Here is a 25,962-nt window from a genome sequence, read left to right on the forward strand (position 1 = left end):
ATCATGCGCACCGTGCACAAATCACTTCTCTGGATGGCCGGTGGGCTCTGCGTGGCCGTGGTTGTCGCGTCTGCTTTCAGCAAACAGACCGCACAAGCGGGGCCACCGCAGGCATCCAGCACGTCCGCCTCAGACACGGCAAGCCGTTCCACCCCCGCCTCGGTAGAGCGCGGAAAGTACCTAGTTGCAATGGGCGACTGCGTGGCCTGCCATACGCATAAAGGTGGCAAACCATTCGCGGGCGGGCGACCACTGCAGACGCCTTTCGGCACCGTCCTTTCAGCCAATCTGACGCCTGACGCTCAGACCGGGATCGGTCGCTATACCGCAGACACCTTCTATCGGGCAATGTCGCAAGGGGTTGACGACGATGAACATCATCTGTATCCGGCGTTTCCCTACAACTACTACACCAAGATAACCCGTGACGATTCGGATGCCATGTTCGCCTATTTGCGGACTCTCCCGCCGGTATCCCATGCGCTCGATCGCAACCGCCTTCCTTTTCCATTCAATATCCGCGCTGTCATGGTGGTGTGGAACTGGATGTTTCTGGACAAAGGTACCTATCAGCCCGACACCACCAAATCCGCCGAGTGGAACCGCGGCGCGTATCTGGTCGAAGGGCTCGCCCACTGCGCCGCGTGCCATACGCCCAAGAACATTCTGGGGGGTAACAAATCAAGCGAACCGTTCTACGGTGGAAGGTTCGGTGAATGGTTTGCGCCGGACATCACGCCCAACCAACGGGTGGGCATAGGCTCATGGAAACCGGACGAATTGTTCGCCTTCCTTCATGAGGGGCACAACGTTCATAGCGCTGCATCGGGCGAAATGGGCGAGGTGGTGGGTTATTCGACATCGCAGATGACGCGAGCCGATCTCGCCGCTGTGATCACTTACCTGGGCGACGTCAAGGCTTCGCCTGTGGAAAAAGTCGCGCCACCCGATACGGCCGTGATGCACCAGGGCGAAGCCATCTGGCGCGACCAATGCATCGCATGCCATGCGGCCAATGCCAAAGGTGTTCCGCTTTATTTCCCGCCCCTGATGGCTAACGCCAACCTGCAGCAGCGCAACCCCACGACGGTCATCCACTACATTTTGGAGGGCGCGAGCAAGATCGCAACCGACCAGGCTCCGACCCAGCTCGCCATGCCCGCATTCAACTGGAAACTTGACGATCAACAGGTTGCTGCTGTCGCAACGTATGCCCGCAACAGCTTCGGCAATACCGCGTCTGCGGTGACCGCTATGCAGGTTGCGGATCTGCGGAAAAAGCTCAAACCGATTGCGAATACGACCGGGGCGACAACGCCAGCGCTAATCACACACCCCGGCCCGGGCACCCTCACTTCCGCAGGCACCAGCAGTACCGATAACGGAACCCCGCAGGCTGGACGTGAGGTGAAATAAGCGCGCCTGAAAAGGCAACATGGGCGGCTGCGAGACCTTCGTTGGTGTCGCCATCCACCGCCACGTTTCATTGCAGGTGTCTACGACGCCAAACGGTTTCACTCGGCGCTTGGTTATCTTCCTCCCAACGAACTCGAAACTCATTTTCTCGGAAGGCGGCTTCGTTCGCATGAACCACGGGGGTCCAGCCGCAGGGGTCCACGCCAACGGCGGCTCAGGAGTACTTCGCCACGGACCCACGGCGAGCCTTCCAGTCAGATCGACAACCAGACGTACCTCCATGAGCCAGCGACACTTCTTTTGCCTTGGTCGATCACCTGCCGGCTGTGTGCGATGTAGTGGAAGCCAAAGCGTCTGTGGTCTACACCCTGACGGGAGCGTTCGACTCCGCCCATGCTCCATCGATCTTTGGAGGGAGATCGATCCCAATCGCAAGCCTTGCGGCGGCAAGTGCAACGAGCGGCTGTCCGACCTATCTTGTGCTCAACAACGCGACCGTAAGAGTACGTGCAGTCCCCAGCGATGCTGGCGCGACACGTTACGCTGTCGATCAGCTTGTAAATCCGGAGAGCACTACGCTGACGCCTGGTGGATTCTAGGCAGACAACTTTTTGATCGCAGGTCGCGTGGCGACGGCGTCGGATTCCCCGGTCGCGAAGCAGCTGCATGTCGTCTACTCCACCGCCATCGGAAAAACGTTCAAGCGAGTCAACGCTTTTTGGGTGGGCCCCAAGGCGATGGAGCATTTGAAACGTGGGGGCCGCCTGACGTTCGGCGCAGCGGCGGCGCCGGAGTTTGACCTCCAGTCACCAGCAGCGTAGCGTCCGCCTCAGATTCGCCTCCCGGTTCGGGTCAGAAGCGGCGAGACAGGAACTTCGGAGGGCTTCCTCAAACGGCTCAGTTCTACTGCGGCGCGGACACCAGGTACATTCGTAGTTGTCGGTGGTCAGTATCTTTCCACCGCGCATCGAATGGCCGCGATCGGCGTTGCCCGAGCCGTCGAGTCTGCCGACCATCACCCTCCCGGCTTCCATGACCGAAATTCGAGCGCCGGCCATGCCGCCATCCCGAATCAAAAAGGCGGACGCAGCAAGCGAACCGATGCCTCCGCCAATGAAGTAAGCCTTGCTTGTCAAATTCATTGTGACGAAGTCCTGGGGTGCGTTGTTGTCGAGCCAATTGTGGGCGTCGAACGCATGCGAATCCCGCGGTGCCGTCCGTGCGGTGGGCGACATTCGGCGCACTGGCCCGCCGCATGGACTGCTCACGGCAGAACGCACGGCCAACAAATCGTGCGTGCCTGTCCGCCAGCGCCCATACATGACGCTGCGCGAGGCGCATTATTTTTCGACTCGCACTCTGCGAGTGCGCCACCGAACAGACAACGCATTCCACCGCCGCGACATTGGCGCAGGCCGTCCAATCCGCAATGAGGCATTCCGCTGATGGACTGCTTCGACCCATGAAAGGATTCAAGCGATGCTGCGCAACACACAACAGATCACGACCTGCGCGATCGATGCGATCGATGGCGCGATTGGACACGTTAAGGACTTATATTTCGACGACGATGCCTGGGTCATCCGCTACTTCGTTGTGGACACCGGCGCTTGGCTTTCGGGTCGTGAGGTGTTGATCTCGCCCATCTCGATCCAGCAGTCAAAGTGGGCGCGAGACACCTTGCCAGTGTCGATTACGAGGGATCAAGTCAGGAACAGCCCTGGCACCGACGCCGACAAGCCTGTGTCCCGACAGAACGAAGAGCAGCACGCCGGCTACTACGGTCATCCTCCTTACTGGGGCGGCTCGGGGCTTTGGGGTAAAGACGACTATCCGGGCTTGCTGGTAACTGATTGGGGACTCGGCGATGACAAACGCCCCTGGACGACAAAAAAAGAAGACCGGGTTTCAAGCAGAGGACGGTCTGTCAGTCAGGAAGACGCTCATCTGCGAAGTTGCAGGGCGGTGACTGGCTACCACATCCATGCGACCGACGGCGATGTCGGTCGTGTCCAGGAACTGATCTTCGACGACGAGGCATGGGCTGTGCGCTACCTTGTCGTGGAAACGAGCAACTGGTGGCTGAGTCATCGCGTCCTGATTGCACCCCAATGGATCCGGGACGTCCAGTGGCTTGATAAGAGCGTGGCGGTCGACTTGACTCGGGCAGCAGTCAAGGGGTCACCGCCCTTCATCTCCACCGCAGAACTTAGCCGCGAGGAGGAGCAGGGGCTCTACGAGCACTACGACCGCAAGGGCTACTGGCTGCGCGCGGCACCCGGGAGGCCCGAGCCAAACGCCTGCTGCGCGTGAGAACTGACGCCGAGAAGTTCTTGCTGCTGGCCGCCCTCAACCTCGTGGAATGCGTTGCCTACGTCGGAGCACGCCTGCAATTCGAGTGACCCGCGTGCGGCCGGTCAAGGTGGGATGACTGGACGCTCACCACAGATGGCGCAAACGGCCGTGTGTAATCGCCACCATACTCTGGACCAGCAACTGTGCCGATGGTTGCTGCTGAGTCTGGACCGCTTGGATGGCACCGAACTGGTCATGACCCAGGAATTGATTGCCAATATGCTCGGCGTTCGCCGCGAGGGCGTCACCGAAGCTGCCCTCAACCTGCAAAAGCTCGGACAAATCCGCTATTCCCGAGGCCGAATCGAAATGCTCGACCGGCGCGGTATCGAAAATCGCTCTTGCGAATGCTATGCGGTGGTCAAAAAGGAGTAAGAGCGGTTGCTGCCGGATCGGTTGGCGACGTAGGGACTGCTCATTGATGTGCGCCACCGCACGGACGCAATGTTTGGCGCGCCCTATAACCCTCTACCGTCCAACGTATCCGGCCCCCTGCTGGTATGGACAGAAGAGGTTCTTACGATGCCCACGCAGACTGCGTCACACAATTTTGAGTACCAAGGTTGGAACGTCACCCTGCTACTTGACCGGATCAACTACGAAGGTATCGTGAGCGGTCATGCCGAGCTTCGCGCCAATGATGCGAACGTATGCCGACTTTCGCTTGCGACCCCGCGCCACGATGGGGCGTCAGCGCTCATTGACCTCGCGAAGCGAGCGAGGGCATTCATCGACAATTGGACGGAACACGCCGACGCGGGCGTCCATACGGGGTAGCAAATGGCCCAGGTATTTTTCAGGCGCATTCATAATGGGCAACTGCCAACGCACCTCTTCGTGCGGGTGGGTGTCGACCAACCTCGAAGCCTGAGGGACGCGAGTTTACTCAAGGTCAGCTTCGGCCCATCACACGCGACCATCGGACTTCCGTTACGTTGACGGAGATCATCCCGACAGGAAATGCGGCGATTCGCTAACCCGAGTATGCGGTTGAAACGCAGCAATGAAGGACTGACCAATGACCAGCAGTCCGTTCTGTCGAGATTGGGCTTCTTGGGAGCATCGCACTGCCTAACTCGACCCATTACCAATTCGAGAAATTCTGCAAAATGCATCCGAAGGCATTCAATTGAAAAGAAGGACTCAGGTGGAACCAATTGTCGACCGCAGTGAGACCCAAGCGGATGTGCTTCTATCGTTTTTCATGCCGCACGCGATGCTTGAAATTCCCAGGCCCACCGACACACGGGCGACTCGCCGTGACAAGACGGCCCGAAACAAGGCCTGGTTGATGCGCTGGCTTCCGGTCTATATGTTGCGTTGGTCTTTGCTCTTTGCCGGAACGGTCGTTGTCAATTGGATGGCTGCAGAGCTAGGGATGCCAAGTTTCATTACATGGGCTGGTGATTTGATTCAATGCGCCTGTGCTGGCATGGCGACGTTTTGCATAGGGCTGTATTTGCACATTCGCTTCGGAAGCAAATAGTCATCGCGCTTCTCGCGTTTCCGCACCGTTGATAAAATATCGGGGCAGGTAAAAAGCTTCAACGCTTGCACACACTACGCGTTTCAAGGATCAAACGAGTCTGGCCCCAATGTTTCCTGCTTAGATCCATCTTTTTTTGATTGCGGTTCTCGCACTTGGAGTCGTTCGCATACTCGCGATCCTAATCGGCGTCGTGCGTCGTCCGCAAAGCATGGGCGTCATGAACGTAGTTTGGCCCGTGACCGCGATTCGCGTGCCCTCCAATGGCTTTAAACACCAACGGCCGGGCAGCAGCACGGTAATCAATGGGATGGACGCACCCACCCATGACGGCACCGACCTGCCAAAGTGCCGACGTTGATCAACCACTTGAAATGAGAAGGGCGTCCACCATGAAGCTTTCGAGTGTTGGTCTGACCAAGCTCGCTGCTAGGGGCTCCTTTCGGATGCCCAGTTTTATAGGGCGTACGTCAGCAACGTGACGGCAGTGATCCGTCGAGCAGGAGAGGGGCACTCATTTGATCCGGCCGGAACGGCGTTTCGAGGTCGGTCGGAAGGTGCGTCCCCATAGAGCCGACGCGATCCCCGCACACAGTGCGGGCCGAGCGGCCGCCCTTAACGTGCGACGGCTGTAATACGCCAGACCGAATTTCCGACATCGTCTGCAATCAGCAGCGCGCCTTCCTTATCCTGCACCAGGCCGACCGGCGCGCCGTACAGTTGCGATTCGTCGGGCGAATGAAAGCCCGTCACCACAGGCTGCGGCTTTCCCACGGGCTGGCCTTGCTGGAAGGCGACGAAGACGACCTCGTAGCCGCTCAGGGGCGAGCGGTCCCAGCTGCCGTGTTCACTGACGAAAGCGCCGTTGTGGTATTGGGCTGGCAGGGCATTGGTCCCGGACATCAGAAGCCCCAGCGGCGCCACGTGCGAGCCGAGTGCATAGTCCGGCTTGATCGCCTTGGCCACAAGGTCGGGCCGCTGCGGCATGACGCGGCGGTCCACATGCTGCCCGTAGTAGCTGTAGGGCCAGCCGTAGAAGGCGCCCTCCTTGACCGACGTCAGGTAGTCGGGCACGAGGTCGGAGCCGATCTCGTCGCGTTCATTGGCGATGGCCCAGAGCTTGCCGTTTTGTGGGTCCCACCCCAGCCCGGTTGGATTGCGCAGTCCCGATGCATATATGCGGCTGCCGCCCGTGGCCACGTCCACTTCCAGCACATTCGCGCGGCGGTACTCCACCTCTATCCCGTTCTCGGTGATGTTGCTGTTGGAGCCCACCCCTACGTACAGCTTGCTGCCGTCGGCATTGGCCAGCAGGGCCTTGGTCCAGTGGTGGTTGACGGCGCCTGGAAGATCCGCCCAGGCCGCGCCGGGTGCGTTGATCTGGGTCTGCCCCGCCACATACGGGAACTTCACTATGGCGTCCGTGTTGGCGACATAGAGAAAATCGCCAATCAATTGCAAACCAAATGGCGAATTCAGGCCCGCGATGAAAACGTGCTTTTCCCAGAGTCCAGCGGCGCCGACTTTGCGCAGCAGGGTGATCTGGTTGCCACCCTTGGCGCCTTTGCCCATCTTGCTCGTGACCATGCCGGCGATCAGTTGCTTGGGCGTGGTCGTGGCCTCGGTGCCCGGGCTGTTGGACTCGACCACCAGCACATCGCCATTGGGAAGCATCAAAAGCTGGCGCGGGTGCTGAAGGCCGTCGGCAATCCGTTCGACCTGCAATCCGGCCGCGACCTGCGGCGTCTGACCCTCCTTCCAACCGACTCTGCCCGGAACCTTGATGGGCGGTACCAGGAAGTTTTGTGCCGCAGGCAAGGGGGGGGCGCTGCCCGACTGCTGCGACGAATCGAAAGCTGCCTTGTCGCCGCATCCACCCAGCAGGGCGAGCAGGGCCAGCACCGCTGCGCCTTGAATAGAATTCTTATGCATAAAGCCCCCCCGCCGATCTGGCGCCTTGAACCGCGACAACGACGTTTGCTGTGCACAGCAGGATCACTGTGCAGGCGGACAGCCACAAGCCGGCCGGAACCACCGCATAGGCGTCGCGGCTATGCACCAGGGAATTAATGATGGCCGCAAAAATGGCCAGCAGGTTGAGCCAAAAGTCCAGCTTGTCAGACGCCAGCGCGGCTCGGCGGGATGTGATCCAGACTTGCACCAGATTGATTAGGCGAGGGACCACCGCAAAGAGCAGACCGATGGCGATCAGCCAGGCAGCGCTGTTGTCCCACAGGATCTCGCCCGTGCGCGCATAGACGGCATCAAATATCAGCCCGGCCACGAAGAAGCCGAACGGGATTGGGTTCAACAGGCCATAGACGGCGTCTGCAGCGACTGAGCGAGAGGGCAATGTTACAGAGTTCATGGTTGAGGCCTTCCGAAGGTGACGTTGTCGAGTCCGATACGCGCTTTACCATGCCTTCACGCTTCCAATCAGTCTGTGCGCCAGCAAACACAAAACTCGGCATGGCCTCGAGGGCGAGGCAAGTCCGACCAGCCATTCGAGGCATCGTGGTCCGTAATGCACAGATGAAATGAGATGGCGGCTTACCTTTCGTTCAAGTGAATCCGTGGGGCAACCGCAAGGACGTGACCAAGCGGTCGCTGGCACATCCAAACATCCGCATCGGCGAGTTGCTGCCCCAGCCGCAAAAAAAGATTCAATACTGCTCCTGCGCGCCGTTTTCCTCCGACTGCACGTTTCGAGTCACACATTTACCCTCGCAAAAAGAGAAGTGAATTAGTGACTTCGCAACTGCACTAAGCAATTTAGGATCCTCCGCACTTTGTGTGACGTCCAGTTCATGGGTTTGACTGGCTGCACGACGAACCTAATCTCGGGCGATGGCTGGTGCTCTTGATGTAATCGATCGCGTTCTCGCTCAGATGGGCAAGCGCGTCACCAGCTGCACCAAACAACAACAGACTTTGGTAGTGCACGCTTGCAGTCGCGTGCGCGCTGCTCCGTGTCCAACCTGCCGATGCTGGAGCGATCTTCTGCACGGCAGCTATCTGCGCCCTCTGGTCGAACGACCTGTACTGAACGAGCAGATCATGCTCTCTGTCGAAACGCGGCGCTTCAAATGCCAGAACGAAACCTGTCCGGTCTTGCCGCCATTCGCCAGGGTCGAAGGCATGAAGCTCAGTTCGACAAGGGGCTTTATCCCGATCGACAGCAGGAAGTCGCAGATCTGGTCGGCGTTGAAGAACGAGTAGAGCAGTTCGTTGCGCTCGCACATGAGCGTGCCAATTTCATCACACCGCAGCCCGTGAAAGCGGGTGTGCCGAAAGCCGAGCAGCATTCGGCGCGCGCGCAACTGTTGTTGCCAGTCTCCGCGCAGGGCCAGAGGCGCGTGGCCGCTGCCGAAGGTGTGCTCCCAGAAGTGGGGCAGTGACACAGCCTCGTCCCACAGGGAACAGGCGATCTGAAGATGTTTCATTGGCCACCCGGGCCTCCGGCTTCAAAGTTGGCGTGGGGATTTTCCAGCGCGCCAGTGCGCCTCGATCTGCTCCAGGCTCTTGCCCTTCGTCTCCGGCACCAGTCGATAGAAGAAGATCCAGGCGCCGATCGCAACCACGCCGTACAGCCAGAACGTGCCGGCATGCCCGAGCCATGACACCAATGTCAGGAAGGTCACGGCCACCAGCAGGTTCATGGCCCAGTTGGTGACGGTGGCAGCGCTCATCGCGACGCTCCGGTTCTTCAGCGGATAGATCTCGGAGATAAGCAGCCAGAAGATCGGCCCGAGCCCGAAGGCGAAGCACGCGACGTAGATCAGCAGGCCGCCGATTGCCACCTCGCTCTTGAAGCTCGCCAGTTGCGGAAACGGGAAGGCCGCGCCGAGGATTTCCAGACCGACGATCTGGCCGGCCACCCCGGTCAACAACAAGGGCCGCCGGCCGACGCGGTCGAGCAGGAAGATCGCCAGCACGTGAAAGCACCACATGACCGCAGTCAATCCGGCTCCCGCCAGGATGGCCGGACCAACGGCGCTGATGCCGGTGAACTTGAAGATGGTCGGCGCGTAGTAGATGACCGTGTTGATGCCAGTGATCCGCTGGAACGTGGCCGGGCCGAGGCCGACGATCAGCGGCATCCGCAGCGACGGCTGCAAGAGCCAGGCCATCCCGCCTTTGCCCTGCTGGGTCATGCTCTGCTGGATGTCCTTGATCTCCGGGTCGACGTCGGCTGTCGTCCGCGCGCGCTTCAGGATCTTCCTCGCTTCGTCGACTCGCGACCCGCTGATCAGCCAGCGCGGGCTGTCGGGTAGCCACCACATGCCGATGACCAGACCGATGGCGGGCAATGCCGCCAAGCCGAACATATAGCGCCATGCGTGGCTCGACGAAAACGCGTAGTCCACCAGATAGGCAACGACGATCCCGGTGGTGATGGCCAGCATGTTGACCGCCAGCAGCGAGCCGCGCACCTTGGCTGGGACGAGCTCGGCGATGTACATCGGCGAGATGAACGAGGAGATGCCGATGCCGATGCCGCTCGCCACGCGGGCGCAGATCAGCCAGCCGACCGTCGGCGCAAGAGCTGTGCTAATCGCACTGGCTACGAAGACGATGCCGGCAAGGATGATCGCCCAGCGACGCCCGAAGCGACCGGTCAGCGCACCTCCGGCAGCGGCGCCGACCACGGCACCGATCAGGACTGCGCTGACGACCAACTCTTCCATCCCCGACGACAGCGAAAACTCGCCCTTGACGAAGAGGATGGCCCCGGAAATGACGCCGGTGTCGTAGCCGAAAAGCAGCCCGCCCAGCGCAGCGATGGCCACGGCGATGTAGACGAACCGGTCGATGTGCGTCGGGTCATCGGCAGCCGCCGCGGCTGGTTTGTCCACGGCACGCGCGGACGGTTAAGTTGCCGTGTGTATGGTCATCGAAGTGCGGGTATGCGCTTGTGTTCGAAGAATCCTTCATTGTCTTGACCCTTGCGCGACCAGCCTGTTCGGTGGAGCACATAACTCGCCGCTTCCTTGTTTTAGAGGGCGCCACCAGATTCATTCCGGCGCCATTCTTGCGGCGGTCCTTCGCCCTACAACGAGGCGGACTGCGCGCGCCCGCGTCGCGTCGAGCGTGTCCGGGATGGTGCTGGTACAGTGACCCGGCACAAGGCCTTCGGCAACTGGTGAACGGCATCATGTCCGCTGTCCAGTCGTTCGCGACGGCCCCGCGCTGCTTTGACGCGCCACTTCCCTACACTCCCAAGTCGGCAGCTTGAAAGGCGCCGCGCGCCAACTGTCCTCGGACTATCAAACCGTGCGTAATTTCAGAGCAAAGCAATCGCGAGTTCTTCGAACATATGGCTATCGGCGTTACATCGAGAAGCGCCTTTCCCGAGGCTGTTATAGATTGGGATCGACGACGAGCCCAAACATTTCAACCACGAGCGTTTATCCATGCGCTGTGTGCGTACGAGAACGTGGTCACCAAGGTTCGCCGTCTTGCACGGGAGTTCGTCGGACTAATCCGCCGGCGTGGTTGCCGTGGAGCGATGGCCAGACAGACGTCCACGTCAATTAACTGACGTCCCTCCGCTAACTCTGACCGGCGCATCGCGTATGCGCGCCGCAATTGCTTGGATGAGCTCCACCCCTATGTTCGAGGCGTGCATGGGATGTCGGCTCTTTGACTTGGCGACAGATCCCGATGCGGCTACGGGAAAGACCTCGAGTAGCCTGATGGCACTGCGCGCTTTCTTGCAACCGCTGGATTTCAGAAAGCTTCAGCAGAATGGCTTGGGGGTCGATTGGCAAACCTTGTGTCGCGGCTGAAACTACTTGATGGTGCTGGTCGGCCTATGCCTTCCAAGCGTCAAGTACGGCACGAATGCTCGCGCAATTGATGTCCACATCGTTCTCCTTGCTATCAACAGTCGATTTGATTGACAGGAGCCTAGTAAAGCTGAATTGTTCCGTCAGTGCGATACCGAACATAGATGAATGGTCGGCACGAAGTTCTCATCAGAGTACGCTGTGTCGATGGCCGATCTCATTATCGAACGCAGACATCTCAGCCAAGCGAATCGCTTGATCGCAGAAGGCACGGCGAGGATTTTGAACTTCAAGGCGCGCCTGCAAATGGGCGGTGCGCGAACGCCAGATGCCAGCTCCCTGAGCACGCTTGCACTGCTCAGAATCAGCCTCGAAACGTTTGAGGCACATCGGCGGCAAATATTGATCGCAATTGCGGATCTGAAGACAGGTCGCGTTTGAAGTCCAACTGTTTCAATTGCAAAGGATTGACATGACGCAAGAGATCACGACTTTGCAGGAACGCGTGAAGGACGCGGTGCATGAGCTGCTGGCTGCCACCGGCGCTGCTTCCTTTTGCCTTACGCTCGAAGCGGGGCCGCCAGCCATCTTAATTGCAGCGGGTGAACCGACGCAGATTTGGCGGCTCGTCGGCGAGCCGCCGGCTGCAGCAGCACAGTAACCGCCGCATCGACCTTGCTGTCGTTGGCATCTCGAGCGTGGCAACCGTGGTGCCGGCGTTGATGACCGCTATCCTGCCGGAGCCCTGGTACGGCCCGCGCTACGTGATTCCGTTGATGGACATCGCGCTGAATTCGGCAACCCTCGGGCTCGACAGCTTCTTCGAAGGCGTCGTGAACCGCCGGCAAGCGTAGAAGAAAGTAAATCAGATACCGTTGCTGCGCGCCCGTTTGTCTCTGGCAGCACGTTCCGAAGTCACACATTTACCCTCGCAAAAGCAAAGGTAAATCTCTGACTTTGCAACCACGCAAAGCAATTTAGGGACTTCGCGAATCTAATATCGCCAGGCCCGCGTGAGGCGTTGAATCATGAGGAGTTTGGCACCTCGTTTTCTTACGCCGCTGGACAGTGCACGTCCGCGCGGAGCTTCGCCGCTCGAGGGATTCAGCCCGAAACTCGGTCGGCGGATCCGGGTGTTCGATCGCGCCAACTTCGATCAATGGATTCGACTGGAAGCCGATCCAGCGGTGCCCCTGCTCTGCGAGCGCCCTCTTCGGCTAAGCCCCAACGTCGGCTCTCGCGTCGTTGACTTCTGGGTTTAGCGCGAGGACGGCGAACAACTGCTTTTGCTCGGTGATGGGGAGACGGAACTCTTGGCGCCCACGGTGAGCGACATTCCGCTCCGACGCGTAGCGGCCGCTGACCGCGCAGCTGCGGCTATGTGGATCGCGAACTGGCAGTGGATGCTGCCAACAATCATCTCGACCCAGGCCTGGCGTCCCAACAAACGTGCGGACGTGATCGCTGCATACGTCGGCGAGCCGATGTCCCTGTCCCGCCTTGAGCGAGCATTTGCCATGGGTGACCTGTCCGCGCCGAAGTAGAAGTGAGCCACCGCGCCAATTGAATCGTGAGCCAGGGGTGGAAGCCGACGCTGTGATGGTCGGCTGTGGATAAGTGTGTGTCTTGCCTCGGTCTTTGACCTCCTCATCTTGATGGTGGTGTCGCGTAATAAGGCGCGAAGGGCGTAGCCCGAAGCGCCTTATTACGCGCGGCGCCCGTTAATCAGTGGCGTCCGTTGGGTCGGCTTTGGCGCTGCCCTTGCGGGCCTGCTCCCTGGCCTTGATTCGCTTCTTGGCCGTGGCACTGCTTTGCAGGAAGCGATGGCTCTTGTTGCCTGTCTCCACGATGTGGCAGTGGTGCGTGAGGCGGTCGAGCAAGGCGGCGGTCATCTTCGCGTCGCCGAACACCGTCGACCATTCGGCGAAATCCAGGTTGGTGGTGATCACCACGCTGGTGTGTTCGTACAGCTTTGAGAGCAGATGGAACAGCAGCGCTCCGCCGGCTTGGCTGAACGGCAGGTAGCCCAGCTCGTCCAGAATCACCAAGTCCATGCGCAGCAGGCCACTGGCTATGCGTCCGGCCTTGCCTTGAGCCTTCTCCTGCTCCAGCGCATTGACCAGGTCGACCGTCGAGTAGAACCGCACACGCTTGCCTTGGCGCGTGATGCCCGACACGCCCAGTGCCGTCGCCAGATGGGTTTTACCCGTGCCCGGTCCGCCGACCAGCACTGCGTTGTGCGCGGCCTCGGTGAACTCCAGCGTCGCGAGCTGTTGGAGCAGCTTGTGATCCACCACCGAGGCATCGAAGTCGAAGCCCGCCAGATCGCGGTGCACGGGGAAGCGTGCCGATGTCATCTGGTATTGGATCGAGCGCATCGCCCGATCTGTGGCCTCGGCCTGCAGCAGATGCTCGACCAGCCAACGCGAGGCATCCAGACCCGAGGCCGGGCCCTGTTCCTGCAGGTCGCACCACGCGCCCGCCATGCCGTGCAGGCGCAATGCCTTGAGCTCAACGATCACGTCACGCATGACCTACCTCCTGGCCGCGCAGACTGTCGTAACGCGCCGTGTTGGCCAGCGGTGGCGTCACGACCTGCAGTGCCGTCTCGGCACTGAGCGGCGCTGCCGGCGCGTTGAGCCGGCAGCGCACATTGACGACGTGCTCCACGCTGACACGCCCGGATGGAGGGCTGCCCTCCATGGCCAATTCGACCGCCACGATCACCGCCTCCAATCCCGCCGTCGGAACGATGGACAGCACTTGGGCCATCACACGGTCCCCGCCGGCCTGGCGCAACAGACCACGGCGCAGGCGCTGTAGCGCCTCGGGCAAGTCGGCGAAGGGTGCGCCGTTGCGCAACGCGCCAGGCTTGCGCTGTATCAGCGGGATGTAGTGCTGCCCAGGCCACGAAGGTGGCCCCTGCGGTGCCACGGGTAGCGGGTGCCGCCCGCGTCACTCAGGCGCTCGTGGCGCGCGACCACCGCATCATCGGCCACGACCACGACGCCACCCGGGTAGAGCCTCGTGCTGACCATCTGCCCGGCCAGCTCGCACGGCACCGAGTAACGGTTGCGTGCCACCGACACCAGGCAGGTGCTCGACACCCGCGCCGGCTTCTCCACGTAGCCATCGAAGGGCTCCGGCATAGGCATCAAGTGGGGCCTCTCGAGCTCCAGCATCTCGGCAACGCTGAACTGTTGATGCTCGGGATGCCGGATCTCGTTCCAGAGGGGGCGGCAGCGATCGCTCAGCCAGGCATTGAGCTCGACGAAGGAGCTGAAGCGATGCCGGGCTGCGTCGATCCAGATGCGCCGACGACTGTCCTGCACGTTCTTCTCCACACGCCCCTTCTCCCAGCCTGAGGCGACGTTGCAGAAGTCAGGGTCGTACAGGTAGTGCGCGCACATCACCGAGAAGCGCGCGTTGACGGTGCGGCCCTTGCCCTTGTGGACCTTGTCGACGGCGGTGCGCATGTTGTCGTAGATGCCGCGGCGTGCCACGCCGCCCAGCGCTGCGAACGATCTCGTGTGGGCGTCGAACAGCATCTCGTGGCCCTGGCTTGGGTAGGCCACCAACCAGAACGCGCGGCTTGCGCACAGCTTCAGGTGCGACACCTGCATGCGGTAGTAGATGCCGCCGACGACCAGACCTTCTTCGCTCCAATCGAATTGGAAGGCCTCGCCGAGCTCGAAGGTCAGGGGAACGAACGCCGCGACGTTGGCTGCATGGCCCTCACCTTCGCGCCATGCTCGAACGAAGTCGGCGACGCTAGAGTACCCGCCGGCGTAGCCGGCGGCCTTGATCTCAGTGTGCAGCGCACGCGCCGTGCGTCGTCGTGCTTGGGCTGTCGCGCATCGGCCGTCAATGCCTGCGTGAGCGTCGCCTGGAACGCGCTGAGTTTGTTCGGTCGTGGTTCGCGCCGGTACTTCGGCGCCCTGTTAACCGATGCCTGCAGCCACTTCGAAACCGTGTTGCGCGACAGCCCTGTCATGCGCGCTATCTCGCGCTCCGACAGCTTGTCTCTCACGTGCAGCCGCCGGATCCTGCCAATCATGTCCATGGTGATCACTCCTCGAACCCCGCTGCTTAAATAAACAGCAGGGTAGGTTGAACACCTGGCTCACTTTTACTTCGGCGCTACCCGCATAAATGGCTCATTTTCCGGTCGGCGCCAACACCCCTAGTCATCTGCGCGAGGCGGATGGTTTCTTGCAGGCCGCGGCGTGCCGTTGCGCTGTCGTCCAGAGGCACCAGGATGCGTTCGCACATCAAATCTCTTGGGGTTATGGAAACCCGGCGGCGCAGGTTAAGTCGTTCGCTTAAGAGCTTGCGCATTGCTGCCGATGCGGTCGTTCGTCACGTAATCCGACACCCACCGGAAGAGCGTTTCCCGGGCCGAGTGGATCGCGGCCTTATGGGTTCCGAACGGCCTGGCCAGCCAGACCCGGCAGATGACGCCGCCGGTGCACGCTATCTCTGCCCGGCCGAAGCAGGCGTCCTTCGATGCGGCGTTCATGTCGATGCTTGTCGTCCAGTCGGATGGCAATCGCGGGCTGTCTGTCGGTGTGGTCGACGCAGACGGACAGCCAGACTGACGGCACGGCGCTTTTCGGCCGCACCCACGGCGTGGGATGAAGGCGATCCATGGGGTGGCACGGGAAGCAGCGAGGCAGCCATCGTCAAGGAAAGGATGGGAGGGTCGATTGCCTGTTCACAGACATGGGCCGCACGCAAGCCATGAAGCGCCAACCGTGCGGTGCGGCAACGCACATCGGCAAACTCAATACATGTCGTCATGGGCAGCGCAATCACACGCCGCTGCGCCAGGTGCTGCGCAATTCGCCCCTTGCCGGCAGCCTCGCGGCTTGATGCGTCAGCGGAAGACAGACGACAGACCAGGGGTGAGGCAGCGGTTCTAGTCGGTTGCAGCCCTGTCCCGCACGCCGGAAAGTGCACGCAAGTCTGCAGGCTGCAGGGTGGCCGAGAGCTTGTTACTGGAACGGCCGCTGCCGCGACCGCGAACCGATGTGGGAAGCGCTGGCCGGCTTGAAGGCGATGCGGCAGCCGGCGTGTGCGGTGCAGCGGAAGTCAATGGTCGCGAGCCCGATGTAGGGAGACGTCCGCTCGCTGACGCTCAAGTCGCGGCCATGACGCCTCGGCGTGGGTCCGGTCGCGCGACTGTGCGGCGACCCCATCCCGGAGTGAACTACGCCGGTCTGCGCATGCCTCTGGGCGCAATGAATGAAAGACCAATGGCAGCGTGAGGGTTCGCCAGCGCACAGACAGGCATCTGGCAGCGCCTGAACATTGCGCTGTGACGAGCACTTTGGAGATCTCTCTATGACTGCAGTACAGCCCACGCGCTTCGTTCACGGCCCGTCGCTGGTCGCCGTGATGCGGGCACCGGCATACAAGCCCGATGCCGCAAAGCCAGGCGAACTGGCCAAGGCAGAACCGAGCACGCGCGCCTTCCTCGGCCTGCTCAAAGCGTTCCGCGCCACGGGCGGCGCGGCGCCGGGTGATGTCCTAGGGGACATGCTGCAGGGCCATCAGTGCGGCGGGCTGGTAACCCTGGCGCGGTCCATCGTGGCGCGTCGGGTCTTCGCCTTTGATTGGCGCGGCGGACTCTGGGTGCCGATGTTCCAGTTTGAACCGGACGACCTTTCATTGGCGGTGGCGCCGCAAGAGGTTCGGGCTGAACTGCCAGCGATACTGCACGGCTGGGCGCTGGCGTGCTGGTTTGCGCAGCCGCACGCCGCACTGAGGGGCCAGGCGCCGGTTGACATGCTGCGCTGCGACCTACCTGCCGTGCTAGAGGTTGCCCGCGGCGCGCGCTTGCGTCAAGCGGGTGGCGCAATGTTTGGCTAGGCGGCCCCGGGGGCTGTAGCGCAAGCGCAGATCGCGCAGCGGCGCTGATGGACAATGCATGCCGCGTTTGTCACCTCCACCCCCGTTGACAGGTGGGCAGCCTGCCCCGGCCGCTGGTGCCTCTTGAAACGGGCACAGCACCTTTGATCCGGCCGGACCGCAAGGTGCGCACGCCAGCGCAGGCCGGGGCTGTTGCCCCGTCTGCGGCCGCATCGTTGGAGGACGCTTCATGCAAGGCGACTCGATCAGGACGGTCGAGGCGCCGTGAACTTCGGTGGGCAACTGTCGCGCCGGAATGGGGCTACCTCTGCGTCTGGAACCAGTGTGCATTCTTGCCCGGCACCGGTTGTGACAAGTTCAGGGCGCGCCTTTGTGGTCTTTCTGGCAGGCATTCTTGTGACGGCCTTCGGCTTCGGTGGATTCGGCCCTCTCCCTTTGTCGGCTTGCATCAATCTGCGGGAGGGGAGGCGGCGGCTTGACTTGGGTGACGGGCCCTTTGGGTGCTGCGGATTCATGGCGTTTATTACAGATGTGGACGATGCGACGGACGATTCCGGCGCGCTCAGAGTTCAATTTACGCAGTCGCCGTCCTCCGGTCTGCGCGTTGGCCTGCGCTGCAGCGCCGCGCGATGCAGCCGCTTTTTCGCTGCCTCCTCACCCATCCATTTTTTCAATCTCACGTGCGCACGTGGGCAGACTCAGTGCCAGCGAGGTACCTCCCCATGGTTGCACTGCCAGTTCTGCGTGACCACCGGAGCGTTCGGCGAATTCGACGACTTCGGCCAGTCCAGTATTCGTAAACCCGCATGTCGCGGCCCCGGAAAAGAAGGGAGTTGCCACCATTGGGCCATAGGCGCCTCTCGTGATTTTTGCAGTCCCGAACACCTCAAGCAAAGTGCCACCGGCGGGCTCGACCGTGGCCTGCAGGACCAGCCTCCCGCCGTGGATGGCAGCCCAGTGCGACGTCTGCGTCAGGCGTTCAAACGCGCTTGCGAACGTTCGCCAATCAACCACCCATGCAAGGCAGGTCCGATCCACTAAAAACATCAATCAAGATGCGCGTGTCCATCGAGTGGCGCAGCGTATAGGCCAGTGAGCACAGAAAAGGCAGGACTTCCAGACGGGCGGGTACCAGAGGCCACCGTGTGACAGCCGCAGGGTGGCGGGCGACTGGTGCGTCGCCGGGGCAGGGCGGGACGTAGCGAAGTCAGGAAAACAATCTTCAGATTCCATCAGAAAGTCCTCTGTTGCACTGGAAAGAGGTCGAAGGCCGCGGGCTCACTGAGGCGAACAAGTGCACCGCGCAGGGCGCGTGGCGTCAGCGCCCGCCATGTGGCTATCCGCGCCGAAAAAATTTTTTACATCGAGCAGACCACTGGGTCTGTACGCTGCCACATCAGTGCGAGAGCGATCGTGTCGAAGTGGTCGCCTTCGATGCTTTGCGGGGAAATGGCAAGAACCTGCGAGCGCGTTCGTGGCGCCCAAACCGAGAGGGCTAAGGCAGACCAGGGCGCGTTTCTTCTGCGTGACAGCGCACAGAACAAATTCCATGAGACCTTCAGACTGGCTTTCCCTACACACACGAAAGCTCTGGATGAAAACCGATATGCAAATCAAGGACGATGTTCTTGCCGAACTCAAGTGGGATCCGGCCGTCAATGCGGCGACCATTGGAGTGGAAGTCAAGGATGGCGTCGTGACCCTGGCGGGCCATGTGTCCACCTATGCAGAAAAGTACGCTGCCGAGCGGGTGGCGCAGCGCGTCTTCGGTGTGAAGGCCCTGGCTGTCGAGATGGACGTGAAGATGGACGGACACGCCAAGCGAACCGATGCAGACATTGCGAAATCCGCCGAGAGCGCATTGCAATGGACCACCTTCCTCACCAAGAGTCCGGTCATGATCAAGGTCGAGAAAGGTTGGCTCACGCTGACCGGTGAAGTGGAGTGGGAGTACCAGCGCAAGGCGGCCGAATTGGCGGTGCGCTATCTGCTTGGCGTCACGGGCGTGAGCAACCAGATCACGATCAAGCCCAGCACGTCCGTTGCAGTCGTCAAATCCGACATCGAAGCTGCCCTGAAACGGCGCGCCAACGCCGATGCGGCGAGCATCGCCGTCACCGTCAACGGCACGAAGGTGACCTTGAGCGGGACGGCTCGCAGTTGGTCCGACCGCGAATTGGCCGTGGCCGCGGCCTGGGCTGCACCGGGCGTGTACAACGTCCAGGACGACATCGCGGTGGTCTGACGACGCCATGTAGAGAGGGCGCTCGCGTCCTCAGAAAAATCGACGACGGGGAACAGCGGCGCAGGCCGCCCCTCGCGTCACGCGGGCGGCGACTGTCCCCTGCGGCGCTCAACCCTTGCAGTTTCAGCCGACCCCTTCGTGCTGACCGCACTGTGACTTGGCAAGCCTCGCCAGCCGCAGCTTGAATGTGCGGCCCCGCACAGATCCGGCAACGGCAATGGGGAAAAAACGATGTACACCATTCACTCGGTAAGAAACGATGAAAAAAACGCTTTCAAGGGGGCTGCTTGCCATGGCCGCTGCGTGCATGACGGCCGGTGCCGCCGCTCAGGTCGCAGGCAGGTCAGACCTGGGGACCGCCGCGTCACAAGGTCAAAGGATTGTCGCGGGGCGCAGCGCGAGACACAGCATCCTCGGCAAAACCGTCTACAACGAAAGCGGCGAGGCGGTCGCGACGATTCAGGACCTGATCGTCGATCCGGACAACAAGGTGTCATACCTGATCCTCAGCGGCGGCGGCCTGTTCGGCACCGAGGCGCACAGTGTGGCCCTCCCCGCAGATCAGATGCGCGAGGAAGGGGGCAGGATCGTCTTTCCGGGCGCGACGCGGCGCGCAGTGCGCGCCATGCCCGCGTTCCGGTACGCGGCCAGCAGCGCAAACCATGATCGGCTGGTCGTCGACGTGAGGGCGCAGCTGGAGCGCTCCAAGGCCAGGGTCTTTGTGCTGGAAAAGCAAGCTGCTGCGCTGACGGGCGCTCGGAAACTTCGCGTCGATCAACAGGTGGCCGACATCGCGAACGGCCAGGCGGCGGTGGAAGCGAAGCTGGGCAAGATGGAAGCGGCCGGCACCACCGAGTGGTGGCAATTCGAAGACGAACTGCGCAGCGCCACCACGCGCTTGCGCAAAACCATTGCCCGCGCGATCGGCTGACCGAAGGAGTGAAACGGTGCAACGCCCTCTGGCGGTGCGCAGACGGTTTAGAGGGCCACCTGGGCGAGTCAGCAGCCTGGTTCTACCTAGAATTTCGGGAAATCGGCACCCCGCGCCACCGCTTCCACGCTGCGCAATTCCTCGCCCAGTGACCTGAGCTTGTCCATGGCGCCGTCGTAGGCATCATTGCCAAGCAGCAGGCGGTGCGGCGGATGGGGCGACGTCACCGCTTGCAAGATGGCACGCGCCGCGCGAACGGGGTCGCCGGACTGCTTGCCCGAGGCGGCCCGGACCTGGGTCCGTCCTGCCCCGGCGGTCGCAACATAGTCGTCGATGCTCACTTTGCTTTCATTGGCAGATCGCCCTGCCCAATCGGTGCGAAAGCCGCTGGGTTCGACCAGCATCACCCGAATGCCAAGCGGTTCGACCTCCTGCCACAGCGCTTCTGACAAACCTTCGACTGCGAATTTCGTAGCGTTGTAGTAACCGATCGCCGGGAAGGATCGAAGGCCCCCGATCGACGACAGGTTGACGATGAAGCCGCTGCGGCGCTTTCGCATGCCGGGCAGCACGGCACGGATCATGTGGCCCATGCCGAAAACGTTGACCTCGAACATCCTGCGGATTTCAGCGTCTTCGCCTTCTTCAATGGCCGAAAAATAGCCGATGCCGGCATTGTTGACGAGCACGTCGATCCCACCGAACCGGGCCTGCGCAGCGCGCAGGGCCGCATCGACCTGATCCGGCTTGGTCACATCCAGCGTGAGAATCAACACGTTTTCGGCGGCGGCGTAGGCCTCGAGTGTCGACGCATCGCGCGCGGTCACCACGGTGCGGTGGCCACGCTCGATGGCCTGGCGCGCAAGCTCGCGCCCGAAGCCCGTGGAGCAGCCGGTGATGAACCACACCGGCGGCTCGGTCACCAGTGCATTGCTGTGTTGGACTGCCATGAAATTCCTTGATGCGGACAGCACCGAGCCGGGTGACTGACCTGTTGAGCGCCATCGGCTCGGGTTGTTGGGACTGACCATGGGCAGCAGGCTTTGACGTTGCCACGCGGGGCTTGCGGCCTGTTGCAACCATGCGCGCCTGGTGCGCCGGAGTCTGTACGTTGGCCCACAGATTTGGGTCGTGAGCACCTGCCCCGGGCGCTCTTGCTGCCGCGTAAATGCGCGTTGCCGCACAGACCCCATGCGCGGTGATCGGCAAGGATCGAGTCATGCGAATAGCGTCGAATTTCCGGCATGGGCTCCTGCATCCCGGCTTGAGACGAAGCACCGGGTCACAGCGCGTTCTCTACGTCGCCGTGGCCGGTGACCTGGTCATCGCTGTCAGCAAGTTTGTGGCCGCGGCCCTGACGGGCAGCTCGGCCATGTGGGTCGAGGGACTGCACTCGCTGATCGATACGGGCAATGAAGTGCTGCTGCTGTTCGGCCTGAAACGCAGCCGACACGCACTGGACGAATGGCATCCGTTTGGCTACGGCCGGGCGACGTACATCTGGGCCTTGGTCGTTGCGCTGCTGGTTTTTTCGGTGGGTGGCGGCGTGTCGATCTACGAGGGCATCGTCAGGATGGTCGACGTGCCGGTCCTGGGCGATCCCAAGTGGAACTACGTCGTGCTGGCCGTGGCGGCGGTATTCGAGGGCTTCAGCTGGCGCGTCTCGCGACAGGAACTCAGTCGCCACCGGCGTCCGGGGGACAGCCTCTGGCGGACGGCGCACCGCAGCATGGACGTTCTTGTCTTCACGGTGTTCATCGAAGATTCGGCCGCGTTGATCGGCATGGTGATCGCCGCCGCGGGCATCGCGTTGAGCCATGCAACCGGCAATCCCTATTTCGATCCGGCCGCGTCGGTGGTGATCGGCATGGTACTGGTGAGCGCAGCCGCGCTGCTCGCACTCAAGAGCGTCCGGCTTCTGATCGGAACAGGCCTTGATGCGCAGGAGATTTTCCAGCTGCGCACCATCATTGCCGGGGACCCCGCCGTTGAAAGCGTGCACCATCTGCTCACGATGCAGCTCGGTGCGGATGACGTGCTGCTGACGGCCGCCGTGCGGTTCCACCGTGAGCTCAGTCTCGATCAGGTCGAACAGGCAATCGACCGACTCGAGCATTCGATCCGTTCGCAGAATCCCTGCATCAGGCATCTTTTCCTGGAGTCAGGCGCGCTCAAAGCGGTCGTGCGATCGGCCGTGGCGAATCCCGGCTTGGCGCTGGCGGACAATGTCTTGCAGGCGCGACATGGCACGGACCAAGGCGCCGATCCGGGACCTGCTGGCGGGCCATGAAGCAACCGGACGCGACGCCGCGCGCACCCGAGGGTGCGGCGGCCAGTGAACCGGGAAGCCTGTCGCGCACAGAAGCCCGCCTGAGGCTCGCGTCGACCGGCCCGAACCGGCTGCCTGACAACGCCCCGCCACCCTGGCGCGCGGCGCTCGGGCAGCTTTGGGCGCCGGTGCCGTGGATGCTGGAGGGAGCCATCGTCTTGCAGGTGGCGCTGGGTCAGTTTCCAGAGGCCGCGCTTGTCGCCGTGCTGCTGGTGTTCAACGCAGCTTTGGGGCTGTTCCAGCAAAGCCGGGCGCACGCCACCCTTGTGGCACTTCGATCGGGCCTGGCCCTGACAGCGTCGGTCAGACGCGATGGTGCCTGGCTGAAGGTGCCGGCCGTCGACGTCGTGCCCGGTGACACCGTCAAGCTTTCGCTCGGCGCCGTGGTGCCGGCCGATGCTCGCCTGACAGCTGGCGGCGTGCTGCTCGACCAGTCCATGCTGACGGGGGAATCGGTCCCGATCGAGGCGGGCCCCGGGGTGCAGACCTATGCGGGCGCCCTGGTGCGTCGCGGCGAGGCCGTCGCCGTCGTCACTTCCACCGGAGAGCGCACCCGGTTCGGTCGCAGCGCTGCGCTGATCCGGGATGCGCACGTTGTCAGCTCACAGCAGCAGGCCGTCCTGCGTGTGGTGAGTAGCCTGGCGCTGTTCAACGGCACCGTCATCGTGGGCATGGTGCTCTATGCCTGGCACGTCGACATGGCCTGGGTCGCGATCGTGCCGTTGGTGCTCACCGCGGTGCTAGCCTCGATCCCGGTGGCGCTGCCTGCCACCTTCACGCTGGCCGCGGCGCTCGGCGCGCGGGCACTGGCCAGACGCGGCGTGTTGCCGACCCGGCTTTCAGCCGTGGACGAAGCGGCTTCGATGGACATCCTGTGCGTGGACAAGACGGGGACGCTGACGCTCGACGCGCTGTCGGTGAGCACGGTCTTCGCGCTGCCGGGCTTTGATGAGGCGCAAGTGCTTGCGCTGGGCGCGCTGGCCAGCGCGGAGGGCGGACTAGACCTGGTGGACGCTGCAGTGTGCAAGGCGGCGGCGGCGCCGCCGCCCGTGGGACCGCAGGCCAGTGCAACCCGCCGCACGACATTCACGCCGTTCGATCCCGCGACAAAGATGTCGCAGGCCACCTTCGAAGCGACCGGCGGCGTGCCGCACCGCGCGATCAAGGGCGCGCCGTCCACGCTCTTCGCACTCGTTGCGCCCTCCGCCGGGGCATCCGCCGCCGCCGCTGCGCTGGAAGGCAGGGGCCTGCGCGTGCTGGCGGTTGCATCGGGAGCCGGCCATGCGCTGGAACTGGCCGGGTTCATCGCGCTCAGCGATCCCCCGAGGCCGGATGCTGCCGATCTCGTGACGCAATTGCGCAGGCTGGGCGTGCGCACGCTGATGGTGACCGGAGACGCCCCGCTGACGGCCGCGACAGTGGCGCGCGCGGTTGGCCTGGAGGGCGGGCTGTGCCCGCCCGGACCGATTCCTGCAACCCTTATGCCCGAAAGCTACGGCGTGTTCGCGGGCGTGCTGCCCGAGGACAAGTACAGGCTCGTACAAGCGTTGCAGAAAAGCGGACACATCGTGGGCATGTGCGGCGACGGTGCCAACGACGCGCCGGCCCTGCGTCAGGCGCAGATCGGCATCGCGGTGTCGACCGCCACCGATGTTGCCAAGTCGGCTGCGGGCATGGTCCTGACCGGTCCAGGCCTTGCCGGCATCCTTGCCGCGATCCAGGAGGGACGGATCTCGTTCCAGCGCATCCAGACCTACACGCTCAACTCGATGACCAGCAAGATTCTTCAGGTGACGCTGCTTACGCTGTGCCTGCTGGTCACCGGCGAGGCGATTCTGACGCCACTGTTGATGGTGATCATCATGGTCACCGGCGACTTTCTGGGCATGGCGCTGACAACCGACAACGTCGAGCCCACGCCCACGCCCAACGCCTGGCGCATCGGCCGGCTGGCCCTGGCCGGCGTAATCATCGGCTTATGCTCGATGGCCTTCTGCGCGGTCGTGCTCGCCTTCGGGAGCTACCGGCTCGGGTATGACATCGACAGGCTGAGAACGCTGGCCTTCGTGGCCATCGTCTTTGTCAAGCAGGCCACGACCTATACCAACCGCGAACGCCGCTCACTCTGGTCATCGCGCCCGAGCCGCTGGCTGGTGGCCTCGTCCGCGGCGGACATCGCCATCGCATCGACGCTGGCCTTCGCCGGCATCGCGATGCCGGCGCTGCCAATCTGGCTTGTGGCGGCGACGCTGTGCAGTGCACTGGGATTCGCCTTTGTGCTAGATGCAGTCAAGGTGCCGCTGTTCAGGCGCCTGGGCATCCGGTAGAGCGATGCCGTGAACGCGCCATCCCGCGGCGCGACAGCGCAGCGACTCCCGTCGTGTGTTGGCTGGCGCACAGACCTTGCTGCAGGCCATGCCTAGGATTTGACCTCACGGCTTTGCAAAGTACGTCTCGATGTCATCTTTCTTCCCACTCCCGCGCGCTCAGCGCAACCCGCTCGAGGGGCTCCTTCAATCACAGCTGCAAGCGCTCGAACGCCAGACCGCTTCCCATCTGGAGGGTTTGTCGCAGGTCGATCATGCGCAGCTTGCGCTGCAGCAGGACGCTGACGATGCCAGCCAGCGGGCGGGTGACCACGAATTCGAGTCTGCGGTGTCCGATCACCACAACCGGACGTTCGACGAAGTCACGCGCGCGCTGCACCGAATCCACGGCGCTGATTATGGCTTTGCAGCGACTGGCAACGCCATTGCTTTCAGCCGTCTGAGCGCCCAGCCTCAGGTGACACGCTGTGTCAGCTGCCAATCCATCGAAGAACGGAAACCTTTCCAATGAGTCTCTTTCACGCCGTCGCTTTCGTCGACCACCAGTCCGCACCGGTCATGCAGTTCGGATCCGAGCATGTAGTGGAGCGCAAAGTCCACGCGCATTTGCATGTCACACGCCAGCACCACAGCGTCGTGCGTTCCGAGCACGAATTCTTCGGCGAGGTCTGCGATGCGCTCGACGGCATTGCGGAAGTGCTGATGGCGGGTGGACACACCAGACTTGCCGACTTTCGGCATTACGTTGAAAAACACCGGCCCCTGACTGCAGCGCGCATCGCCGGGTGGGAGGTGGTGGACCGCCCCACCGAGGGCGAACTGGTAGCGCTGGCGCGCAAGCACTTCGCCCGTTACGACCAGATGGTTGGGATACGCGTTCCGACCTGAGACAAGGTGGTGTGCCGCCTCGGGCGGCGGAAGGATGGCACCGCGGTCTCCACGACGGCCTGATGCCTGACGCGAGGCCAGGCAAAACCTCAGTCTCATTCGAGGTGCCGTACCTCGTCTGATCACAGTCGCTGCGGGCCGCGGGCATTCGCATTGGCACGCCGCAACCAGACCGCACGGCACCAACCGGATGCTGCAGCCATCGCCAACGGATGACGCACGCGAGCTGTCTCCGGGCCGCTGCCTTTTGAACGCCAAGTGCGCTGGCGCACAGACCTGGCGGGGCACAACAAGCAAATTGGAGAACGCAGCGGCCCCGTATGCC

The 25,962-nt window shown here is 62.3% G+C and carries 26 protein-coding genes and 2 pseudogenes; 16 read left to right on the plus strand and 12 right to left on the minus strand.

The genetic code is table 11. The features are described 5' to 3' along the window. Positions 1-3 precede the first annotated feature (3 nt). Positions 4-1,416 (plus strand): cytochrome c, encoded by a 1,413-nt coding sequence (locus tag QN413_RS23235; protein WP_323498961.1) that lies wholly within the window; start codon positions 4-6, stop codon positions 1,414-1,416. 806 nt (positions 1,417-2,222) lie between these two features. Here the strand turns inward: QN413_RS23235 and QN413_RS23240 are convergent. Next, positions 2,223-2,651 (minus strand): oleate hydratase, encoded by a 429-nt coding sequence (locus QN413_RS23240; protein ID WP_323498962.1) that lies wholly within the window; start codon positions 2,649-2,651, stop codon positions 2,223-2,225. A 244-nt stretch (positions 2,652-2,895) separates the two neighbouring features. Here QN413_RS23240 and QN413_RS23245 point away from each other — a divergent pair, with 244 nt between their 5' ends. The 3 genes and pseudogenes from QN413_RS23245 to QN413_RS23255 all read left to right on the plus strand — a co-directional run bounded on the left by QN413_RS23245 (position 2,896) and on the right by QN413_RS23255 (position 5,257). Next, a complete protein-coding gene (locus tag QN413_RS23245) occupies positions 2,896-3,729 on the plus strand; it encodes a PRC-barrel domain-containing protein (RefSeq protein ID WP_323498963.1) in 834 nt (277 codons plus the stop codon). A gap of 132 nt (positions 3,730-3,861) precedes the next feature. Continuing rightward, a pseudogene (locus tag QN413_RS23250) lies at positions 3,862-4,146 on the plus strand (Crp/Fnr family transcriptional regulator); the annotation flags it as partial. Between the two features lie 772 nt (positions 4,147-4,918). After that, on the plus strand, positions 4,919-5,257 hold the full coding sequence (locus QN413_RS23255) for a hypothetical protein (RefSeq protein ID WP_323498964.1): 339 nt from the start codon (positions 4,919-4,921) through the stop codon (positions 5,255-5,257). Between the two features lie 615 nt (positions 5,258-5,872). Here the strand turns inward: QN413_RS23255 and QN413_RS23260 are convergent. The 4 genes from QN413_RS23260 to QN413_RS23275 form a co-directional block, all read right to left on the minus strand. Beyond that, positions 5,873-7,189, minus strand: a complete 1,317-nt coding sequence (locus tag QN413_RS23260) for a sorbosone dehydrogenase family protein (RefSeq protein ID WP_323498996.1) — start codon at positions 7,187-7,189, stop codon at positions 5,873-5,875. Then, the gene (locus QN413_RS23265) at positions 7,182-7,568 is read right to left on the minus strand and encodes a DUF2231 domain-containing protein (protein ID WP_323498965.1); all 387 of its coding nucleotides are present in this window, start codon (positions 7,566-7,568) and stop codon (positions 7,182-7,184) included. Before QN413_RS23265 ends, QN413_RS23260 begins: the two co-directional genes overlap by 8 nt. Positions 7,569-8,268: 700 nt before the next feature. After that, the gene (locus QN413_RS27415) at positions 8,269-8,700 is read right to left on the minus strand and encodes a GH39 family glycosyl hydrolase (RefSeq protein ID WP_416352234.1); all 432 of its coding nucleotides are present in this window, start codon (positions 8,698-8,700) and stop codon (positions 8,269-8,271) included. A gap of 21 nt (positions 8,701-8,721) precedes the next feature. Continuing rightward, positions 8,722-10,113, minus strand: coding sequence for a sugar porter family MFS transporter (locus QN413_RS23275; RefSeq protein ID WP_323498968.1), 1,392 nt, complete (start codon positions 10,111-10,113; stop codon positions 8,722-8,724). A 1,140-nt stretch (positions 10,114-11,253) separates the two neighbouring features. Here QN413_RS23275 and QN413_RS23280 point away from each other — a divergent pair. The 4 genes from QN413_RS23280 (at position 11,254) to QN413_RS23295 (ending at position 12,590) form a co-directional block, all read left to right on the plus strand. Continuing rightward, positions 11,254-11,487: a hypothetical protein gene (locus QN413_RS23280; RefSeq protein WP_323498969.1), complete on the plus strand. Its 234-nt coding sequence runs from the start codon at positions 11,254-11,256 to the stop codon at positions 11,485-11,487. 31 nt (positions 11,488-11,518) lie between these two features. Further along, positions 11,519-11,707 carry a hypothetical protein gene (locus QN413_RS23285; RefSeq protein ID WP_323498970.1) on the plus strand — a complete coding sequence of 63 codons (189 nt, stop codon included), beginning with the start codon at positions 11,519-11,521 and terminating at the stop codon, positions 11,705-11,707. Further along, positions 11,649-11,900 carry an ABC transporter permease gene (locus QN413_RS23290; RefSeq protein ID WP_323498971.1) on the plus strand — a complete coding sequence of 84 codons (252 nt, stop codon included), beginning with the start codon at positions 11,649-11,651 and terminating at the stop codon, positions 11,898-11,900. The genes QN413_RS23285 and QN413_RS23290 overlap by 59 nt, the downstream gene beginning before the upstream one ends. A gap of 525 nt (positions 11,901-12,425) precedes the next feature. Continuing rightward, a complete protein-coding gene (locus QN413_RS23295) occupies positions 12,426-12,590 on the plus strand; it encodes a hypothetical protein (RefSeq protein WP_323498972.1) in 165 nt (54 codons plus the stop codon). Positions 12,591-12,767: 177 nt separating this feature from the next. On the opposite strand, the gene istB is transcribed toward QN413_RS23295, so the two are convergent. The 5 genes and pseudogenes from istB to QN413_RS23320 form a co-directional block, all read right to left on the minus strand. Further along, positions 12,768-13,577 (minus strand): IS21-like element helper ATPase IstB, encoded by an 810-nt coding sequence (istB, locus tag QN413_RS23300; RefSeq protein ID WP_323498973.1) that lies wholly within the window; start codon positions 13,575-13,577, stop codon positions 12,768-12,770. Continuing rightward, positions 13,570-13,908 (minus strand): hypothetical protein, encoded by a 339-nt coding sequence (locus tag QN413_RS23305; RefSeq protein WP_323498974.1) that lies wholly within the window; start codon positions 13,906-13,908, stop codon positions 13,570-13,572. Before QN413_RS23305 ends, istB begins: the two co-directional genes overlap by 8 nt. A gap of 20 nt (positions 13,909-13,928) precedes the next feature. Next, complete coding sequence (gene istA / locus QN413_RS23310; protein WP_323498997.1) at positions 13,929-14,915, minus strand: IS21 family transposase; 987 nt, start codon at positions 14,913-14,915, stop codon at positions 13,929-13,931. 119 nt (positions 14,916-15,034) lie between these two features. Further along, positions 15,035-15,109 (minus strand): annotated as a pseudogene (locus tag QN413_RS23315) (hypothetical protein); the annotation flags it as partial. A 246-nt stretch (positions 15,110-15,355) separates the two neighbouring features. Continuing rightward, complete coding sequence (locus QN413_RS23320; protein ID WP_323498975.1) at positions 15,356-15,565, minus strand: hypothetical protein; 210 nt, start codon at positions 15,563-15,565, stop codon at positions 15,356-15,358. Between the two features lie 221 nt (positions 15,566-15,786). On the opposite strand from QN413_RS23320, the gene QN413_RS23325 reads away from it, so the two are divergent. From QN413_RS23325 to QN413_RS23340, 4 genes are all read left to right on the plus strand, one after another. Then, positions 15,787-15,918, plus strand: a complete 132-nt coding sequence (locus QN413_RS23325; RefSeq protein ID WP_323498976.1) for a hypothetical protein — start codon at positions 15,787-15,789, stop codon at positions 15,916-15,918. 471 nt (positions 15,919-16,389) lie between these two features. Beyond that, positions 16,390-16,917 carry a hypothetical protein gene (locus tag QN413_RS23330; protein ID WP_323498977.1) on the plus strand — a complete coding sequence of 176 codons (528 nt, stop codon included), beginning with the start codon at positions 16,390-16,392 and terminating at the stop codon, positions 16,915-16,917. A gap of 1,594 nt (positions 16,918-18,511) precedes the next feature. After that, positions 18,512-19,162 (plus strand): BON domain-containing protein, encoded by a 651-nt coding sequence (locus QN413_RS23335; RefSeq protein WP_323498978.1) that lies wholly within the window; start codon positions 18,512-18,514, stop codon positions 19,160-19,162. 259 nt (positions 19,163-19,421) lie between these two features. Continuing rightward, positions 19,422-20,093: a PRC-barrel domain-containing protein gene (locus tag QN413_RS23340; RefSeq protein ID WP_323498979.1), complete on the plus strand. Its 672-nt coding sequence runs from the start codon at positions 19,422-19,424 to the stop codon at positions 20,091-20,093. Between the two features lie 86 nt (positions 20,094-20,179). Here QN413_RS23340 and QN413_RS23345 read toward each other — a convergent pair whose 3' ends face one another. Continuing rightward, complete coding sequence (locus QN413_RS23345; RefSeq protein WP_323498980.1) at positions 20,180-21,043, minus strand: oxidoreductase; 864 nt, start codon at positions 21,041-21,043, stop codon at positions 20,180-20,182. A 218-nt stretch (positions 21,044-21,261) separates the two neighbouring features. Between QN413_RS23345 and QN413_RS23350 the strand changes: the two genes are divergently transcribed. Beyond that, positions 21,262-22,383, plus strand: coding sequence for a cation diffusion facilitator family transporter (locus QN413_RS23350; RefSeq protein ID WP_323498981.1), 1,122 nt, complete (start codon positions 21,262-21,264; stop codon positions 22,381-22,383). Further along, the gene (locus tag QN413_RS23355) at positions 22,380-24,749 is read left to right on the plus strand and encodes an HAD-IC family P-type ATPase (protein WP_323498982.1); all 2,370 of its coding nucleotides are present in this window, start codon (positions 22,380-22,382) and stop codon (positions 24,747-24,749) included. The genes QN413_RS23350 and QN413_RS23355 overlap by 4 nt, the downstream gene beginning before the upstream one ends. 190 nt (positions 24,750-24,939) lie before the next feature. Here QN413_RS23355 and QN413_RS23360 read toward each other — a convergent pair whose 3' ends face one another. Beyond that, entirely contained in the window at positions 24,940-25,137 is a 198-nt protein-coding gene (locus QN413_RS23360) for a hypothetical protein (RefSeq protein ID WP_323498983.1), read from the minus strand. Between QN413_RS23360 and QN413_RS27420 the strand changes: the two genes are divergently transcribed. Both QN413_RS27420 and QN413_RS23365 read left to right on the plus strand, forming a co-directional pair. After that, a complete protein-coding gene (locus tag QN413_RS27420; protein WP_416352238.1) occupies positions 25,078-25,260 on the plus strand; it encodes a TraR/DksA family transcriptional regulator in 183 nt (60 codons plus the stop codon). The genes QN413_RS23360 and QN413_RS27420 overlap by 60 nt on opposite strands. Continuing rightward, positions 25,257-25,637, plus strand: coding sequence for a hypothetical protein (locus tag QN413_RS23365; protein WP_323498984.1), 381 nt, complete (start codon positions 25,257-25,259; stop codon positions 25,635-25,637). The genes QN413_RS27420 and QN413_RS23365 overlap by 4 nt, the downstream gene beginning before the upstream one ends. Positions 25,638-25,962: the final 325 nt, after the last annotated feature.

The organism is Variovorax sp. LG9.2 (assembly GCF_035018885.1).
Classification (GTDB): domain Bacteria; phylum Pseudomonadota; class Gammaproteobacteria; order Burkholderiales; family Burkholderiaceae_C; genus Variovorax.

Bases quoted from the DNA above. Each gene is read 5' to 3' on its own strand.
- istB (WP_323498973.1), bottom strand. From the start codon at position 13,577: ATGCGTGACGTGATCGTTGAGCTCAAGGCATTGCGCCTGCACGGCATG.
- QN413_RS23365 (WP_323498984.1), top strand. From the start codon at position 25,257: ATGAGTCTCTTTCACGCCGTCGCTTTCGTCGACCACCAGTCCGCACCG.
- QN413_RS23325 (WP_323498976.1), top strand. From the start codon at position 15,787: ATGAAGCGCCAACCGTGCGGTGCGGCAACGCACATCGGCAAACTCAAT.
- QN413_RS23335 (WP_323498978.1), top strand. From the start codon at position 18,512: ATGAAAACCGATATGCAAATCAAGGACGATGTTCTTGCCGAACTCAAG.
- QN413_RS23330 (WP_323498977.1), top strand. From the start codon at position 16,390: ATGACTGCAGTACAGCCCACGCGCTTCGTTCACGGCCCGTCGCTGGTC.
- QN413_RS23345 (WP_323498980.1), bottom strand. From the start codon at position 21,043: ATGGCAGTCCAACACAGCAATGCACTGGTGACCGAGCCGCCGGTGTGG.
- QN413_RS23235 (WP_323498961.1), top strand. From the start codon at position 4: ATGCGCACCGTGCACAAATCACTTCTCTGGATGGCCGGTGGGCTCTGC.
- QN413_RS23285 (WP_323498970.1), top strand. From the start codon at position 11,519: ATGACGCAAGAGATCACGACTTTGCAGGAACGCGTGAAGGACGCGGTG.
- QN413_RS23280 (WP_323498969.1), top strand. From the start codon at position 11,254: ATGGCCGATCTCATTATCGAACGCAGACATCTCAGCCAAGCGAATCGC.
- QN413_RS27415 (WP_416352234.1), bottom strand. From the start codon at position 8,700: ATGAAACATCTTCAGATCGCCTGTTCCCTGTGGGACGAGGCTGTGTCA.
- QN413_RS23340 (WP_323498979.1), top strand. From the start codon at position 19,422: ATGAAAAAAACGCTTTCAAGGGGGCTGCTTGCCATGGCCGCTGCGTGC.
- QN413_RS23260 (WP_323498996.1), bottom strand. From the start codon at position 7,189: ATGCATAAGAATTCTATTCAAGGCGCAGCGGTGCTGGCCCTGCTCGCC.
- QN413_RS23240 (WP_323498962.1), bottom strand. From the start codon at position 2,651: ATGTCGCCCACCGCACGGACGGCACCGCGGGATTCGCATGCGTTCGAC.
- QN413_RS23320 (WP_323498975.1), bottom strand. From the start codon at position 15,565: ATGAACGCCGCATCGAAGGACGCCTGCTTCGGCCGGGCAGAGATAGCG.
- QN413_RS23355 (WP_323498982.1), top strand. From the start codon at position 22,380: ATGAAGCAACCGGACGCGACGCCGCGCGCACCCGAGGGTGCGGCGGCC.
- QN413_RS23350 (WP_323498981.1), top strand. From the start codon at position 21,262: ATGCGCGTTGCCGCACAGACCCCATGCGCGGTGATCGGCAAGGATCGA.
- QN413_RS23295 (WP_323498972.1), top strand. From the start codon at position 12,426: ATGTGGATCGCGAACTGGCAGTGGATGCTGCCAACAATCATCTCGACC.
- QN413_RS23245 (WP_323498963.1), top strand. From the start codon at position 2,896: ATGCTGCGCAACACACAACAGATCACGACCTGCGCGATCGATGCGATC.